The 16,704-nt window shown below is 60.9% G+C and carries 16 protein-coding genes; 12 read left to right on the forward strand and 4 right to left on the reverse strand.

Features of this window, described 5'->3' with window-relative positions; translation table 11 throughout:
- Window positions 1–15: 15 nt before the first annotated feature.
- Window positions 16–639 carry a TetR/AcrR family transcriptional regulator gene (locus ACU680_RS25295; protein WP_330206465.1) on the reverse strand — a complete coding sequence of 208 codons (624 nt, stop codon included), beginning with the start codon at window positions 637–639 and terminating at the stop codon, window positions 16–18.
- Window positions 640–822: 183 nt separating this feature from the next.
- Here ACU680_RS25295 and ACU680_RS25300 point away from each other — a divergent pair, with 183 nt between their 5' ends.
- The 8 genes from ACU680_RS25300 (at window position 823) to ppnP (ending at window position 10,176) form a co-directional block, all read left to right on the forward strand.
- A complete protein-coding gene (locus tag ACU680_RS25300; RefSeq protein WP_448180840.1) occupies window positions 823–2,613 on the forward strand; it encodes an acyclic terpene utilization AtuA family protein in 1,791 nt (596 codons plus the stop codon).
- 12 nt (window positions 2,614–2,625) lie between these two features.
- A complete protein-coding gene (locus ACU680_RS25305) occupies window positions 2,626–3,495 on the forward strand; it encodes an SDR family oxidoreductase (protein ID WP_448180841.1) in 870 nt (289 codons plus the stop codon).
- 3 nt (window positions 3,496–3,498) lie between these two features.
- Window positions 3,499–5,115, forward strand: a complete 1,617-nt coding sequence (gene atuC / locus ACU680_RS25310) for a geranyl-CoA carboxylase subunit beta (RefSeq protein WP_448180842.1) — start codon at window positions 3,499–3,501, stop codon at window positions 5,113–5,115.
- Window positions 5,116–5,145: 30 nt separating this feature from the next.
- On the forward strand, window positions 5,146–6,303 hold the full coding sequence (gene atuD / locus ACU680_RS25315) for a citronellyl-CoA dehydrogenase (protein ID WP_448180843.1): 1,158 nt from the start codon (window positions 5,146–5,148) through the stop codon (window positions 6,301–6,303).
- The gene (locus ACU680_RS25320; RefSeq protein ID WP_448180844.1) at window positions 6,300–7,097 is read left to right on the forward strand and encodes an enoyl-CoA hydratase/isomerase family protein; all 798 of its coding nucleotides are present in this window, start codon (window positions 6,300–6,302) and stop codon (window positions 7,095–7,097) included. Before atuD ends, ACU680_RS25320 begins: the two co-directional genes overlap by 4 nt.
- A gap of 105 nt (window positions 7,098–7,202) precedes the next feature.
- A complete protein-coding gene (locus ACU680_RS25325; protein WP_448180845.1) occupies window positions 7,203–9,164 on the forward strand; it encodes an acetyl/propionyl/methylcrotonyl-CoA carboxylase subunit alpha in 1,962 nt (653 codons plus the stop codon).
- A 70-nt stretch (window positions 9,165–9,234) separates the two neighbouring features.
- Window positions 9,235–9,777 carry a 3'-5' exonuclease gene (locus tag ACU680_RS25330; protein ID WP_448180846.1) on the forward strand — a complete coding sequence of 181 codons (543 nt, stop codon included), beginning with the start codon at window positions 9,235–9,237 and terminating at the stop codon, window positions 9,775–9,777.
- A 114-nt stretch (window positions 9,778–9,891) separates the two neighbouring features.
- Complete coding sequence (gene ppnP / locus ACU680_RS25335) at window positions 9,892–10,176, forward strand: pyrimidine/purine nucleoside phosphorylase (RefSeq protein WP_097088279.1); 285 nt, start codon at window positions 9,892–9,894, stop codon at window positions 10,174–10,176.
- A 72-nt stretch (window positions 10,177–10,248) separates the two neighbouring features.
- Here the strand turns inward: ppnP and ACU680_RS25340 are convergent, their stop codons facing one another.
- Window positions 10,249–11,055: an MOSC domain-containing protein gene (locus tag ACU680_RS25340; RefSeq protein WP_007969074.1), complete on the reverse strand. Its 807-nt coding sequence runs from the start codon at window positions 11,053–11,055 to the stop codon at window positions 10,249–10,251.
- A 191-nt stretch (window positions 11,056–11,246) separates the two neighbouring features.
- Window positions 11,247–12,182: a chemotaxis protein CheV gene (locus tag ACU680_RS25345; RefSeq protein ID WP_003226705.1), complete on the reverse strand. Its 936-nt coding sequence runs from the start codon at window positions 12,180–12,182 to the stop codon at window positions 11,247–11,249.
- A 454-nt stretch (window positions 12,183–12,636) separates the two neighbouring features.
- Between ACU680_RS25345 and ACU680_RS25350 the strand changes: the two genes are divergently transcribed.
- From ACU680_RS25350 to ACU680_RS25360, 3 genes are all read left to right on the forward strand, one after another.
- Window positions 12,637–13,107: a hypothetical protein gene (locus tag ACU680_RS25350; RefSeq protein WP_367085255.1), complete on the forward strand. Its 471-nt coding sequence runs from the start codon at window positions 12,637–12,639 to the stop codon at window positions 13,105–13,107.
- A 491-nt stretch (window positions 13,108–13,598) separates the two neighbouring features.
- Window positions 13,599–14,492 carry a sensor histidine kinase gene (locus ACU680_RS25355; RefSeq protein ID WP_367086174.1) on the forward strand — a complete coding sequence of 298 codons (894 nt, stop codon included), beginning with the start codon at window positions 13,599–13,601 and terminating at the stop codon, window positions 14,490–14,492.
- Complete coding sequence (locus tag ACU680_RS25360) at window positions 14,489–15,148, forward strand: response regulator (protein ID WP_007969079.1); 660 nt, start codon at window positions 14,489–14,491, stop codon at window positions 15,146–15,148. Before ACU680_RS25355 ends, ACU680_RS25360 begins: the two co-directional genes overlap by 4 nt.
- Here ACU680_RS25360 and yegS read toward each other — a convergent pair.
- Window positions 15,132–16,049, reverse strand: coding sequence for a lipid kinase YegS (gene yegS, locus ACU680_RS25365; protein WP_448180847.1), 918 nt, complete (start codon window positions 16,047–16,049; stop codon window positions 15,132–15,134). The two genes, ACU680_RS25360 and yegS, sit on opposite strands and share 17 nt — an antisense overlap.
- Before the next feature lie 318 nt (window positions 16,050–16,367).
- Between yegS and ACU680_RS25370 the strand changes: the two genes are divergently transcribed.
- On the forward strand, window positions 16,368–16,676 hold the full coding sequence (locus tag ACU680_RS25370; protein WP_177325744.1) for a hypothetical protein: 309 nt from the start codon (window positions 16,368–16,370) through the stop codon (window positions 16,674–16,676).
- The last annotated feature ends 28 nt before the right edge of the window (window positions 16,677–16,704 follow it).

Below are 16,704 nucleotides of genomic sequence, written 5' to 3' on the forward strand. Positions count from 1 at the left end.
CTGTTGGAACGTGGGTTAACGCTCTTCGAGCACCAGAATCAGTGCTTCATCGGCCAACTGATCAAGGCTCAGGCTGCCGCCGGCACGGAACCAGGTGGTGGTCCAGGACAACGCGCCGGTGAGAAAACGTCGGGTTACAAATACATCGCCACGGATGAAGCCGGCCTCCTTGGCTTCGCCCAGCACCTGCAACCAGAGGTCTTCATAGACATCGCGCAGGGCCAGCACCCGGGCCTGACCTTCTTCGGACAGCGAACGCCATTCATAGACCAGCACCGCCATGGCTTCGCCGCTGCCGCCCATGATCGACTGCAACTCGCAGCGGATCAGCGCCAGCACCCGCTCGCGCACGTTACTGGCTTCGGCCAACGCGGCGCGCATCAACGCGGTGTTGTAACGGATGGTTTCTTCCATCACCGCCCGAAGGATTTCATCCTTGCTTTTGAAGTGATGAAAAATGCTCCCGGATTGGATCCCCACCGCCCCCGCCAGGTCACGCACCGTGGTGCGCTCGTAGCCTTTGTTGCGGAACAGGTGAGCCGCCACTTGCAGCAGTTTGCCGCGGGCGCTGTCAGGGTCGGTCAACTGGCCCTGGTCAACCAGTTCGCGCATGACCCTCAGGGCTTTTTGCTCGTCCACCCGTTCTCTCCTACAGTCGATCAGTCTGTTGCCCCCTGAACACGCAGGGTTGCGCGCAATTTAAGCCCGGGACCGCAACCAAGCAAGCGCTTGGGCAGAAGATATTTCAGCTGTTTACAAACCAAGCGCTTGCTTGGTAGCCTCCAGACACTTCTGTCGCAGGTCCCTGAGTCGGAGATAAAAATGCCAACCACCGTCCGTATCGGATGCGCCAGCGCATTCTGGGGAGACACCTCGACCGCCGCCGCACAACTTGTGGCCGGCGGGCAGCTGGATTATCTGGTGTTCGATTATCTGGCCGAAATCACCCTGTCGATCATGGCCGGCGCGCGCATGAAAGACCCGCAGGGCGGATTCGCCGGGGACTTCGTCGAGGTGCTCGCGCCGCTGCTGCCGCAACTGGCCGAACAGAAGATTCACGTTATCAGCAACGCCGGCGGGATCAATCCAAAAGCCTGTGCCGCCGCCCTGCAGGCTGCCTGCGACAAGGCCGGGGTCAGCCTAAAAATCGCCGTGTTGCTCGGCGATGACCTGCAACCGCAATTCAAGCAACTCACCGCCCTGGGCATCCACGAAATGTTCAACGGCGCGCCGCTGCCGCCGATGTGCGCCTCCACCAACGCCTACCTCGGCGCGCCGGGCATCGTCGAGGCTCTGCGCCTGGGCGCCGACATCGTCATTACCGGCCGGGTGGTCGACAGCGCGGTGGTCAGCGCGGCGCTGGTGCATGAGTTCGGCTGGGCCTGGCACGACTACGACAAACTGGCCCAGGCCGCGCTGGCCGGGCACATCATCGAATGCGGCGCGCAATGCACCGGGGGCAATTTCACCGACTGGCGCGACGTGCCGGATTACGAACACATCGGTTTTCCCATCGTCGAAGTCAGCGCCGACGGCCAGTTCATCGTCAGCAAACCCGAAGGCTCCGGCGGTCTCGTTACGCCACTGACCGTTGGCGAGCAGATGCTTTATGAAATCGGTGATCCGCAGGCCTATCTGTTGCCGGATGTGGTCTGCGATTTCACTCAGGTGAAACTGCAGCAACAAGGTAAAAACGCCGTGCACGTCCACGGTGCCAAAGGCCTGCCACCCAGCGATAAATACAAGGTCAGTGCCACGTACCCGGACGGTTTTCGCTGCACCGCCAGTTGCCTGATCGCCGGCATCGATGCGGTGGACAAAGCCCGGCGTGTCAGTCAGGCAATCATCGACAAGACTGCCGAAATGTTCAGCCAGCGCGGCTGGCCGCCCTACAGCGAAGTCGACATCGAACTGCTCGGCAGCGAAGCCACTTACGGCCCGCACGGCCAGCGACGCGACAGCCGCGAGGTGGTGATCAAACTCGCCGTGCGCCATTCGCTGAAACCGGCGCTGCTGCTGTTCTCCCGGGAAATCGCCCAGGCCGCCACCGGCATGGCACCGGGACTGACCGGCATCGTCGGCGGACGGCCGACGGTTTACCCGCTGATCCGCCTGTTCTCGTTCCTGATTGAAAAAACGGCCTGCACCCTGCACATCGACATGGCCGGTGAACAACATCCCTGCGCCCTCCCCGCGCAGATGCCGCTTGACAGCCATGACCTGCCAACCCCCGACCAGCCACCCAAACCCCAGGGCCGCGCCGACGCCAGTGTGCCGTTGGTGAAACTGGCGGTGGCGCGCTCCGGTGACAAGGGCAACCACAGCAACATCGGCGTCCTGCCGCGTCGACCGGAATACCTGCCATGGATCGCCGAAGCGCTGACTCCGGCAGTGATCGTCGACTGGATGCGCCATGTACTGGACCCGATTCACGGTCGGGTCGAACGCTGGTATCTGCCCGGCACCCACAGCCTGAATTTTCTGCTGGAGAACGCCCTCGGTGGCGGTGGTGTGGCAAGTCTGCGTATCGATCCACAGGGCAAAGCCTTCGCCCAGCAACTGCTGGAAATCCAGATCCCGGTGCCGCAGAGCATCGCCGAACAACTCGACTAGAGGTTGGGCTTCATGGCTTACGCATCGATTTTCAAAGCCGATCTGTTCAGCGGCCAGACCATCATCGTCACCGGTGGCGGCAGCGGCATCGGCCGCTGCACCGCGCATGAACTGGCTGCGCTCGGCGCCACTGTGCTGCTGGTCGGGCGCATGCCGGAAAAACTGCAAAAGGTCGCCGCCGAAATCGCCGAAGACGGTGGCAGCGCTCACTGGCAAGCCTGCGACATCCGTGACGAAGACGCGGTAAAGGCACTGATTGCCGAACTGATCGCCGAACACGGGCCGATCCACGGTCTGGTCAACAATGCCGGCGGCCAGTACCCGTCGCCACTGGCCTCGATCAATCAGAAAGGTTTCGAAACCGTGTTGCGCACCAATCTGGTCGGCGGCTTCCTGATGGCCCGGGAAGTGTTCAACCAGTCGATGAGCAAGCACGGCGGTAGCATCGTCAACATGCTCGCCGACATGTGGGGCGGCATGCCGGGCATGGGCCATTCCGGCGCAGCACGTTCGGGGATGGACAACTTCACCAAGACTGCCGCGTTCGAATGGGGTTACGCCGGGGTGCGGGTCAATGCGGTGGCGCCGGGCTGGATCGCGTCCAGCGGCATGGACACTTATGAGGGCGCGTTCAAAGCCGTGATCCCGACCCTGCGCGAACACGTACCGCTCAAGCGCATCGGCACCGAATCGGAGGTCAGTGCAGCGATCGTTTTCCTGCTCAGTCCGGCGGCGGCGTTCATCAGCGGCAGCACCTTGAAAATCGATGGCGCGGCCAGTCTCGGCAGCCGCGCATGGCCGTTGCACAAGGCAAGCCACAGCGAGTCGTTCAACGGTTTCCATCGGGCGTACCTGCCCGACGTGCTCAAGGACAAGGAGTAAACCATGCCGCAGATCCAGTCCGAACTCGATCCGCACAGCGAAGCTTTCGCGCGCCACCGCGCGGCGATGCTCACGGCCATCGAGCACGTCCAGCAACTGGAACAGAACCTGCTGAACAAGGCTGCCGAAGCCAAGGCAAAATTCGACAAGCGCGGCCAACTGCTGCCCCGCGAACGCCTGAATCTGCTGCTCGACCCCGGCGCACCATTCCTCGAACTGGCAAGCCTGGCCGGCTACAAGCTGCACGACGACAAGGACGGCAGCGCTGCCGGTGGCGGTCTGATCGCCGGCATCGGTTACGTGTCCGGCATACGGGCGATGGTGGTGGCCAACAACAGCGCGATCAAGGGCGGCACGATCTCCCCCACCGGCCTGAAAAAATCCCTGCGCCTGCAACAGATCGCCCTGGAAAACAAACTGCCGGTGATCACCCTCGCCGAAAGCGGTGGCGCCAACCTCAACTACGCTGCCGAAATTTTCGTCGAAGGTGCGCGCAGCTTTGCCAATCAGGCGCGGATGTCGGCCATGGGTTTGCCGCAAATTACCGTGGTGCACGGCTCGGCGACGGCGGGCGGCGCCTATCAGCCGGGGCTGTCGGATTACGTGGTGGTGGTGCGCGGCAAGGCCAAGCTGTTTCTCGCCGGGCCGCCGCTGCTCAAAGCCGCGACGGGCGAGGTCGCCACCGATGAACAACTGGGCGGCGCCGAGATGCACGCGCAGGTCGCCGGCACCGCCGAGTATCTGGCCGAGAACGATGCCGACGGCGTGCGCATGGTGCGCGAGATCTTGCGCATGCTGCCGTGGAACGAGCAACTGCCGTGGCTGCCGGAGCCGCAATACAAAGCGCCGTTGTACCCGATCGACGAGCTGCTCGGGCTTATTCCCGACGACCCGAAGAAGCCCTACGATGTGCGCGAAATCGTTGCGCGGATTGCCGATGAATCGGAGTTTCTCGAATTCAAGGGCGAGTTCGATCAGCAGACCATCTGCGGCCAGTTGAAAATCCAGGGCCGCGCCTGCGGCTTGATCGGCAACAACGGCCCAATCACCCCGGCCGGTGCGAGTAAGGCCGCGCAGTTCATTCAACTGTGCGATCAGAGCCAGACGCCGCTGCTGTTCTTCCACAACACCACCGGGTTCATGGTCGGCACCGAGTCCGAGCAGCAAGGCGTGATCAAACACGGCTCGAAACTGATTCAAGCGGTGGCCAATGCGCGAGTGCCTAAACTGACGATTGTCGTCGGTGGCTCCTACGGTGCCGGCAACTATGCGATGTGCGGGCGCGGTCTTGATCCACGCTTCATTTTTGCCTGGCCCAACAGCCGCACCGCGGTGATGGGCGGCGCGCAGGCCGGCAAGGTGCTGCGCATCGTCACCGAGGCCAAACAGCTCAAGGAAGGCCTGGTGTCGGATCCGAAAATGCTCGACATGCTCGAACAGGTCACCGCGCAGAAACTCGACAGCCAGTCCACCGCGCTGTACGGCAGCGCCAACCTGTGGGACGACGGCCTGATCGACCCACGCGATACGCGCACCCTGCTCGGTTATCTGCTGGATATCTGCCACGAAGCCGACATCCGCACGCTGCAACCCAACAGCTTCGGCGTCAGCCGCTTCTGACTGCCACGGATCCCCAGGAGAACAATAAAAATGATCTTCACCCCGGAACACGAAGCACTGCGCCGCACCGTCCGCCAATTCGTCGAGCACGAAATCAACCCGCACGTCGAGGAATGGGAAAAGGCCGGGCGCTTTCCGATCCACGAGATTTTCCGCAAGGCCGGCGACCTTGGTCTGCTGGGGATTTCCAAACCGGAAAAATTCGGCGGCATGGGCCTCGACTACAGCTATTCGGTTGTCGCCGCCGAGGAGTTCGGCACCATTCATTGCGGCGGCATTCCGATGTCGATCGGCGTGCAGACCGACATGTGCACCCCGGCGCTGGCGCGCTTCGGCTCCGATGAATTGCGCGACGAGTTCCTCCGTCCCGCGATTAACGGCGAGCAGGTTGGTTGCATCGGCGTCTCGGAAGTCGGTGCCGGCTCCGACGTCGCCGGGCTCAAGACCACCGCGCGCAAGGACGGCGATGACTACGTGATCAACGGCAGCAAGATGTGGATCACCAACTCGCCCAGCGCCGACTTCATCTGCCTGCTGGCCAATACCTCGGACGACAAGCCACACATCAACAAGTCGCTGATCATGGTGCCGATGAACACCCCGGGGATCAGCCTCAGCTCGCACCTGGACAAGCTCGGCATGCGCAGCTCGGAAACCGCCCAGGTGTTTTTCGACAACGTGCGTGTGCCGCAGCGCAACCGCATCGGCCACGAAGGCGCCGGGTTCATGATGCAGATGCTGCAGTTCCAGGAAGAACGCCTGTTCGGCGCGGCGAACATGATCAAGGGCCTGGAATATTGCGTCGACAGCACCATCGAGTACTGCAAGGAGCGCAAGACTTTCGGCAATGCGCTGATCGACAATCAGGTGATCCACTTCCGTCTCGCCGAATTGCAGACCGAAATCGAATGCCTGCGAGCGCTGGTCTATCAGGCCACCGAGCAATATGTGAAAGGTCAGGACGTCACGCGCCTGGCGTCGATGGCCAAACTCAAGGCCGGCCGTCTCGGCCGTGAAGTCAGCGACAGTTGCCTGCAATATTGGGGCGGCATGGGCTTCATGTGGGACAACCCGGTGGCCCGCGCCTATCGCGACGTGCGGCTGGTATCGATTGGCGGCGGCGCCGACGAAATCATGCTGGGGATCATCTGCAAACTGATGGGCATCCTGCCGGGGAAAAAGAAATGAGCCCCCTGCCCGATTGCCAGACGCTGTTGCTGGAACAGCACGGCGGCGTGCTGCACATCACCCTCAATCGCCCGGACAGCCGCAATGCGATGAGCCTGCAGATGGTCAGCGAACTGCGTGCGGTGCTGGCGGCAGTGCGTGATGACCGCGGTGTTCGCGCTCTGGTCTTCAGCGGTGCCGGCGGGCATTTCTGCGCCGGTGGCGACATCAAGGACATGGCCAATGCCCGCGCCCAGGGCGCCGATGCCTATCGCGAGTTGAACCGCGCTTTCGGCGCGCTGCTGCAAGAAGCGCAGCACGCACCGCAAGTGCTGATCACCGTGCTGCAGGGCGCAGTGCTGGGCGGCGGATTCGGTTTGGCGTGTGTCAGCGATATCGCCATGGCCGATCATCAGGCGCAGTTCGGTCTGCCGGAAACCAGCCTTGGCTTGCTGCCGGCACAGATCGCCCCGTTTGTGGTGCAACGCATCGGCCTGACCGAAACCCGCCGACTGGCACTGACCGCCGCGCGCTTCGATGGCCATCAGGCGCGGCGGCTGGGACTGGTGCATTTTGTCGAGCAGGATCCGCAGGCACTGGCCGAGCGCCTCGATGAAGTGCTTGATCATGTGCTGTGCTGCGCACCGGAAGCGAACGCGGCGACGAAAAAACTGCTGCTCGCCAGTGCCGGGCAGCCCTCGAATGAATTGCTGGATGAGGCTGCGCGTCGGTTCAGCGAAGCGGTGAGCGGTGCCGAAGGGATCGAGGGCACCATGGCCTTCGTGCAAAAGCGTAAACCGAAGTGGGCGCCTTAACAGCTTCGCGATCGGGCTCCCACAGACGGAAAGCGTTCCAAATGTGGGAGCGAGCTTGCTCGCGAAGAGGCCAGCACCGACACCGCAAATTCCGAGGGAACAGCCATGCCCGCCATCCACAAAATCCTGATTGCCAACCGCGGTGAAATCGCCTGCCGCATCCAGCGCACCGCCCAGGCCCTCGGCTATCGCACCGTCGCCGTATTCAGCGATGCCGACGCCGATGCCCTGCACGTGCAGATCGCCGATCAAGCGGTGAACATCGGCCCGGCTCCGGTGCAGCAGTCTTACCTGAACATCCCGGCAATCCTCGACGCAGCCCGGCGTAGCGGTGCCGACGCGATCCACCCCGGCTACGGCTTCCTCTCGGAGAATGCCGGCGTCGCCCGCGCCTGCGCAGAGGCCGGCCTGACCTTTATCGGCCCGAGTGCTGAGGCGATCGAACTGATGGGCAGCAAGCGCCTGTCGAAAATCGCCATGCTCGACGCTGGTGTTCCCTGCATCGCCGGCTATCAAGGTGCCGCGCAGGACGACGCAACGTTGTTGCGCGAAGCCGAGCGCATCGGCTACCCGTTGATGATCAAGGCCAGTGCCGGCGGCGGCGGGCGTGGCATGCGTCTGGTGCACAGCAGCGAAGATTTACCAGCGCAATTGCGCACCGCCCGCTCCGAAGCGCTGAACGGTTTCGGCAGTGACGAGCTGATCCTCGAGCAGGCGCTGATCGAACCACGGCACGTCGAGGTGCAGTTGTTCGGCGACCACCATGGCAACCTGATCTACCTCGGCGAACGTGATTGCTCGGTGCAGCGCCGGCACCAGAAAGTCATCGAGGAAGCGCCCTGCCCGGTGATGACCCGCGAATTGCGCCAGGCCATGGGCGAAGCAGCGCTCAAGGCTGGCCGGGCGGTGAATTACGTCGGTGCCGGCACGGTCGAGTTTCTGCTCGATGCCCGCGGGCAGTTTTACTTTCTGGAAATGAACACGCGTCTGCAGGTCGAACATCCGGTGACCGAACTGATCACCGGGCAGGATCTGGTCGCCTGGCAACTGGCCGTCGCCGAAGGCCAGCCGCTGCCGCTGACTCAGGATCAGGTCACGCTGAACGGCCACGCCATGGAAGTGCGCTTGTATGCCGAAGATCCGACGCAGAATTTCCTGCCGCAGACCGGTCGTGTACAGGCCTGGGAACCGGCAGTCAGTCCGGGCGCGCGGATCGATCACGGCTTGGGCGAAGGTCAGTGGGTAAGCCCGTTCTACGACCCGATGCTCGGCAAACTGATCGCCCAGGGCGCCACCCGCGAAGAGGCGCGCCGCAAGCTGTTGCGCGCGGTGCAGGACAGCGTGCTGCTCGGCGTCCAGAGCAACCAGCGTTTGCTGGTCAGCCTGCTGCAACATCCGCAGTTCATCAGCGGTGAATTCAGCACCGCGTTCATCGCGCAGCATTTCACTGACCATCCCTGCCTGCAGACTTACGCACCCGGCGCCGAAGAACTGGCGATTGCCGCCGTGCTGTTCTATCAGGCCGGCGCACAGGCGCATCGTGCGCCGCTCAAAGGCTGGCGCAACAATGTCGGCGTACCCCTCGATTACCGCCTCGGGCTTGAACAGCAGGACTGGAGCGTGCAACTGCACACGGGCGGCGATAACCGCTTCACCGTGAACGTGATGCAACGCGCACTGGCGCTGACCGTCATCAATTGCGACGGGCGCGCGGTGACGCTGGAAGTCGACGGCCTGCGCCAACGTCACGCCTACCGGATCGATGGCGAAGAACTCTGGCTGTTCACCCACCCCGGCAACCTGCGCCTGGAGGATCGAACTCATGCGCTGATCAGCAGTCAGAGCAGCGTCAGCTCAGGGACACTGAAGGCGCCGATGGACGGTGCCATCGTCGACGTGCTGGTCAGCGAAGGCAGTCCGGTCAGCAAGGGTCAGTTGCTGGTGGTGCTGGAGGCAATGAAAATGGAGCACCCGCTCAAGGCCGGCATCGACGGCGTGCTCAAGCGGGTGCAGGTCAAGGTCGGCGATCAGGTAAAAAATCGTCAGGTTCTGTTGCAGGTCGAGTGAGTCGCCAGGCGCAAACGCAAGGTTTGACTACGCTCTGATCTATCAGGACGCGTAAATCAGGAAACCTGCGATGCCCCATTGGCTGGTCATTGATCTGGAAGCCACCACAGATGAAGGTGGCTGGCCGGTTACGGAAATGGAAATCATCGAAATCGGCGCGACGCTGGTCGATCGCGCCGGTCGCGAGCAGGATCACTTTCAGCGGTTCGTCAAACCGACCCGGCGGCCGTTGCTGACGCCGTTTTGCCGTGAACTCACGCACATCACCCAGGCCAACATCGATTCCGCACAGCCATTGAGCGAAGTCTGGCCGGCGTTTGAACGCTGGCTTGGGCAACATCAGACGCGCCTCGAAGGCTGGGCCAGTTGGGGCGATTACGACCGCAAGCAGTTGCTCCAGGAATGGCAGCGCCTGCAACTCGACAGTCTGCTCAGCCGGGTACCGCACATGAACCTCAAACAGCGCTTCGCCAAAGCCCGCCGCCTGGAGCGGCCACTGGGCCTGAACGGTGCGTTGCAACTGGCCGGCATGCAGTTCAGCGGTCAACAGCACCGAGCCCTGGAAGATGCGCGCAATACCGCGCGGTTGCTACCGTTGGTCTTGCCACTCTGAAGTCAGGGCGAGAACTCGCCGGACACGCCCCGGGCAGGTGACGGCGCCGGGAGCCTTGTGCATACTGGCCAGCCTTTTTTAACCCTTTTTTGCCCTTTTCGAGAGGAATCGCCCATGTTCAAAGTCAACGAGTACTTCGACGGCACCGTCAAGTCGATCGCTTTTGGCACCGCTGAAGGTCCGGCGACCATCGGCGTCATGGCCCCGGGCGAATACGAATTCGGCACCGCTCAGCGCGAGATCATGCACGTGGTCTCCGGTGCGCTGACCGTCAAACTGCCGGACAGCAGCGACTGGGAAACCTTCGCCGCCGGCAGCCAGTTCAACGTTCCGGCCAACAGCAAGTTCCAGCTGAAAGTCGCCGTTGAGACTGCTTACCTGTGCGAATACCGCGGCTAAGCCCACGTTTTTTCCCGGTGCAAAAAAATGCCCGTGTCCATGGACACGGGCATTTTTCATTTCCGGCTTCGGTTACTCGAGGATTTCCACCGGCATACCGACTTCCAGACGACCATTGCTGTCGTTGACCAGGTTCTGGCCGAACATCGCACCATCGGCCTGGGCGCGGTATTTCTGCAAGGTCGCCAGTGGCTCGCGATCAGCACTGCGCTCGCCGGTTTGTGGATCAATGGTGGTCAGGATGCAGCGCGAGCACGGTTTGACCACCCGAAACTCGACATCGCCGATGCGAATACGCTTCCAGCCATCTTCGGCAAACGCCGTACTGCCTTCTATCACCAGATTCGGTCGGAACCGCAACATCTCCAACGGTCGTCCGACCTTTTGCACCAGATCCTGCAGCGATGCCTCGCCGATCAGCAACAGCGGGAAACCGTCGGCGAATGCCACCTGATCATCCTCGCGGCCATAACCGGCCTGCGTCATGCGCGCGCGATCAAGCGGCACCTGCACCAGACGGGTCGGCTTGCCGATGAAATCGCTGACCCAGCGGGCCGCGTCATCCCCGGCATCCGGTACGCGCAGGGTGTCACGCCAGATGGTCACGCCGCGCAACTCGGCATCGTCCTCCGGCAAAGGAATATCCAGCGTGGCATGCTGCGGCGCACTGAGGGTCAGCCCGCCCTGCGCATTCCACAGCGCCGACAGCTGACTCATTTTCGCCTCGGCTCTTTGCGTCAGGAAGCGGCCGCTGGCCTCGTCCACGAGCATCCAGCGTCGGTCACCTTCAAGGCCGAGTTTGTCCAGGCCAATCGATTGCAGAATCTCGGGCTTGCCGGATTTCAACGGGTAACGATAAAGCGCGCTCAGCCGCAGCATGTCCAGCTTCCTGATGGGCAAAAATGCCACCCTATACGAGCTTTATCGGCGAATCAAAGCCTGAGTTCGAGCACTGCACGACAAGGTAGGAGCTGCGGCACGCTGCGATCTTTTGACTTTGGCTTTAAAGATCAAAAGATCGCAGCCTCGTTTCACTCGACAGCTCCTACAAGGGCGGCGTGGCTTTGTGGTCAGGCTGGCACTTCATCGAGCATCAGACGCTGACGCACCACATCGACCAGTTTGTCCGGCTGGAACTTGGAGAGGAAGTTGTCGCAGCCGACCTTCTTCACCATCGAGTCGTTGAAGCTGCCGGACAGCGAGGTGTGCAGCACCACATACAGGCCACGCAGGCGCGGGTCGTTGCGGATCTCGGTGGTCAGGCGATAGCCGTCCATTTCCGGCATCTCCGCGTCGGTGAATACCATCAGTAGCTTGTCGGTCATGTTCACGCCGGTATCGGCCCAGGCCTTGAGCATGTTCAGCGCCTTCAGGCCATCGCTGGCGATGTGCATTTTCACCCCGAGCTGGCCGAGGGTGTCACGCAGTTGCGAGAGCGCGACGTTGGAGTCGTCCACCAGCAACACTTCACGGCCACGGGCACGCTCCAGTACCGGATCGTCGAGCTTGTCGCGCGAAACCTTGGCGTTGTACGGGACGATTTCGGCGAGGACTTTCTCGACGTCGATGATTTCCACCAGTTGATCGTCGACCTTGCTGATCGCGGTCAGGTAATGCTGGCGTCCGGCGCTGGTCGGCGGCGGCAGGATGGCTTCCCAGTTCATATTGACGATGCGGTCCACGCCACCGACGAGGAAAGCCTGTACCGAACGGTTGTACTCGGTGACGATGATGGTGCTGTTCGGGCCCGGCACCAGCGGACGCATGCCGATCGCCTGGGACAGGTCGATCACCGGCAGCGTCTGCCCACGCAGGTTGACCACGCCGCAGACAAACGGATGACGCTGCGGCATCAGGGTCAGCTTCGGCAACTGCAGAACTTCCTGAACCTTGAACACGTTGATCGCGAACAACTGGCGTCCGGCCAGGCGAAACATGAGAATTTCCAGGCGATTCTCACCCACCAGTTGCGTGCGTTGGTCTACCGTGTCGAGAATGCCGGCCATCAATGACTCCTGGGCTTGTTCTGATGAATTCACTATTGAGGGGTTATCGGCTGTTTATGGCGATTCTTGATCCCCAAAAAATTCACCATCAAAATGCCACATACGGGCATTGATGTCACATTAACATCATGGTTTACTGGCCCGGTGTTTTCATCTGCTACATTCTCTTCTGGCGCGACCACGGTTTGCGCCACAGGTTCCCGCGCGTAAGGGAATCCCCTAGTAACAATCAGGCCCAACCTGATGTTCGCAATATCCAATAGCCATTAATGTGACGCCATTCTCATTGCATGAACGGAGTCAGGCTATTGTGTGCGATCGCAGGTCAGTGGAACCCCACCCTCTGGAAAACCTCAGCCAGTGCACTTGCACGGCGGGGCGCGATCTCCCGACGGTGCATGATCGTCGACACACACGGCATTCCCTCATCAGACATGACGCTGTGGAGATAAGCATGCCAATCGACCGTAAAGACTGGGCACAACGCTTTCCCGAATTTCTCGTCGAAGCTGAAACGCTCCTGGCCAAGTCCGAAGAATGCCTGAGCCACCTGCAACTGATCAGCAATGACAAGGACGCCATCGACTGCATGCGCAGTACTCTGCTCAAACTTGCGAGCCGGGCTGAAGCGTTGGCACTGGAGGCGATCTCCGAATTCTCCCTGCATATTCACAGCCTGCTCGACCACGCGCCGGATCCTGTCGATCTGCATGCACAGGCCCTGGATGCGCTCAAAGACTGCTTCACCCTGATGGCCTGGCAGATCGAACTGGTCGATCACAACACAGGCCAATTGAGCCTGGACACCAGCGAACAGACCTCCCTGATCGAAGCCTTCGCATTCCAGGTCGGTCAGAGCGAATTTCGGCCGCCACTGGCGACTCGAACGCTACCACTCATGTCTTATTCGGAACGTCAGGCCTGATTCAGGGCTGGCCCTGAACACGTCAAGGTCATTGATCCGAAGCGCAGAATGTCGCAAATGAATAGTTCATACCTGCCAGCGACAATTCGAATTAAATAATCACACCTGACACCAGCGGAAATTTTCCCGCGGCTCAGGGTTTACCTGTGTCCGAGTAATGATCAACTTCGAGTAACATCGATATCTGCCGAACACAATAAAGCGCCTTTTTTCCATTATGGAACCCGCGTCCAACATGGCGTCTTTCCTGACTCATTGGACATATATGGCAAACGCGACCAACGGTATCTTAAGTGGTATTATGCCGGCCATTAGTTGCTCTCAATTAATGGCACAGTGATTCACTGACAGTCACCCACCGAAGTTGGCGGTCAAACATCGTTCACTGAACCTGGTTAAAACCAACAACATAATTGACAGCATTTTCAGACAGAGATCGGCCCGCCACCGGCCGATCTACCCGCAGCGAACATCCATTGGCTCCATCCGTTATGTACGCCAGCCTCAAGTCAATCACCACATGGCCACCGTCCCGGGAAAATGCACGCCGGTTCACACTCGTATTGTGTGTCACCGCCACCGTCGGCTGCCTGCTGACCTATGGTTTTTCGGCACCACTCTCACTGGGGTTGTTGCTGCTGAATATCGCCGCCACCGCTTGCGTCTGGGTGCAATATCGACTGTCGCGCAAATCGATCAAGTTCCAGCCTCAGGAACTCGCCGACCGTTTGCTGGAAGTCCAGGAAAACGAACGCCACCGTCTCAGCCGGGAACTGCACGACGACATCGGGCAGTTACTGACAGCGGCCAAGCTGCAAAGCGAATGGCTGAAAAAACGCCTGCCACCCGACTTGCAAGCGCAATGCTCGACACTCTGCGACACCCTTGAAGAAACCCTCAACAAGGTGCGCGACGTTTCCGCCATTCTCAATCCGCGCCAACTGACCAGTCTCGGGCTGGAAGCCAGTCTGCGAGCGCACCTGCTCAAGACCCTGGCGAACACGTCGGTGCACTGGAGCCTCGATTGCCAGCAGCGGCTCAACGGTATTCCGGAAGAAATGGCGGTCGCCGCCTTTCGCATTGCTCAGGAAGCGGTCACCAACATTCTGCGCCACGCACAGGCCAGCAACCTGCTGATCCGCGTGCAACGCCTGCCAAAAGGTCTGACGCTGCTGATCAGCGACGATGGCCAAGGCTTTGCGCCTGCCGCGGATCCGGGGCGCGAAGGACAGCGCGGGATGGCCGGGATGGCCGAAAGGATCGAACAGTTGGGCGGCACGCTGAACGTCATCAGCGAGCCGGGCAAAGGCACTCAAATCGAAGCACTGTTCCCCTGGGCGCCCCGTGCACTCGAACGGGCCAGTACGAATAAGGTTATGCGTTGACTTGTAACTTACTTCTGGTGGATGACCACTCGCTGATCAGGGCCGGCGTGCGCGCTCTGGTGCTCGACATTCCCGGTTACGCGGTCGTTGGCGAAGCCAGCGATGGCTCGCAGTTGCTCGAAATGGTCGAGCAGCTGGCGCCCGACATCGTGCTGCTGGATATCTCGATGAAGGAAACCGGTGGCCTGGAAGCCCTGCAACGGCTCAAACGGGTGCGCCCGCAAAGCAAGGTGCTGATTCTGTCGATGCACACCGATCCGGCGTTGATCATGCAGGCGCTGGAGTCCGGCGCACATGGTTATCTGCTCAAGGACACCACGGCCACCGAGCTGGAACATGCCCTCGAAGCCCTGCGCAACAACGAGCGCTATCTGAGCCCGGCAATCGCCCACACCGTGATCAATCAGGCGCTGACCCGCACCCAGAAAAACCAGCCGGAAGTGGCCGACTCTCACAACCTGACGGCCCGTCAGCTGGAAATCCTGCGGTTGATCGTACGCGGCAAATCCACCCGCGAGATCGCCAACGGCCTGGGCCTGAGCATCAAGACCGTCGAAACCCACCGCTCGCAGATCATGAAGCGCCTGCAGATCTACGATGTGGCGGGCCTGGTGCTGTTCGCGGTGCGCGAGCAGATTATCAGCCTGGACGATTGATCGAGCGGTTACCGCCCAACAGCGGCGAATGCTCGGGCAAGTGCACCCGCAAGGCTCCCGGACGCGCCTCGAAGCGCAGGCTGTCGCCCTCCAGCGGCTCGCCGTCAAGATTGATGCTCAGGCCTTCGGCGACCTTGATTTCGACCCAGGGCAGGCGGGTCCGGACAAACATATTGTCGAGGCCGAAACCGTCGCTTAGCAGGGTCTTCAGTGTCCCCACCAACTCCTGCGGAGCCGGCAGAATGCTGATATCCAGCAGGCCATCATCGGCCAGTGCCTGCGGACACAACTCATGTCCGCCACCCGCCTGGCGGCCGTTGCCGATCCCCAGCGCCAGCAGCTCGCCACTCCAGTTAAAGTCCGGCCCCTGCAGTTCGCCGTAGGCCGCGTGCAACTCACTGAAGCGCGACAGACCGGTGAACAGATAGGCGGCCCCGCCCAGCACTTTTTTCAGATCCTCCGACGTATTGGCCGTGACCTGGCTACCGAAACCGCCGGTCGCCATGTTGAGGAAAATCTGTCCGCCGACAGCGCCCAGATCAATGTCACGCGGCGGTACATCCAGAAGCTCAAGCGCCTCGGCCGGCTCCAGCGGGATCCCCGCCGCACGGGAAAAGTCGTTGGCCGTGCCCAGCGGCAACAGCACCAGACTGGCCTTGTGCGCATGCGCGGCAAGGGCTTCAGCAATATCGCGCAAGGTGCCATCACCGCCCCCGGCGATGATCTGCCGATAGCCACCCGCCAGTGCCTCTTCCACCAGGCGCTGAGCGTCACCGGCCTCCCAGGTCAGACGTACCGCCAACTCCCAGCCTTGTTTGCGTTTCGCTTCGACGGCGGCGCGAACCGCCTCGTTGAGTGCCTGCTTGCCATGCAGAATCAACAGCGCCCTGCGTTCACTCATAACGGTTACTCCCCACGATTGAATCGGTATGAAACATCTTGACCACTGGCGCACGCAAAAAAGCCGCAATAATTCCATTTAATTCAGGCGACTGGTCTCTCGCGTCCTACACGGCGGTATTTTTTCTTACAACATGTGAGGAATCGGCTCAATTGACCGGGCCCGCTCATTGATTCACCGTGTGCAGGCGGTATCAATTTTCGATTTAACAACACAAGGATGTGCAGGTAATGAGTGGATACACCCTCGGAGCTAGTAACAGCTGGAAGGACGGGAAGGCCGACGCGCTTACATTTACAACCGCCAATGGACATTCCGATGCTCAGCCATGAAGCCAGAGTTCACACCAGTTCGGTCCCCCCGCTCAATGAAAGTCGCGCCAGTCACAAATCCGATTTCAAGAAAAGCGCCAGAACCGCTGGAGAAGTTGATATGGAACCGCGTGTGACCGAACTGGAAACCCACCTCAAATACATTCGTCGCGATATGGACGAAGTGCGTGGTGATGTAAAGACCATCAAGCACCGTCTCGCCTATTCGGCAGGTGCAACGGCAGTGGTGTTGGGATTGCTGGGGTGGGTTGCCAATAGCCGGTTCGACCAGCTGGTCACGCTGATGAGCCATTGACAGAGAAATGCAGGCATCGACGCAGTAT

This window comes from Pseudomonas sp. LF020 (assembly GCF_053456425.1).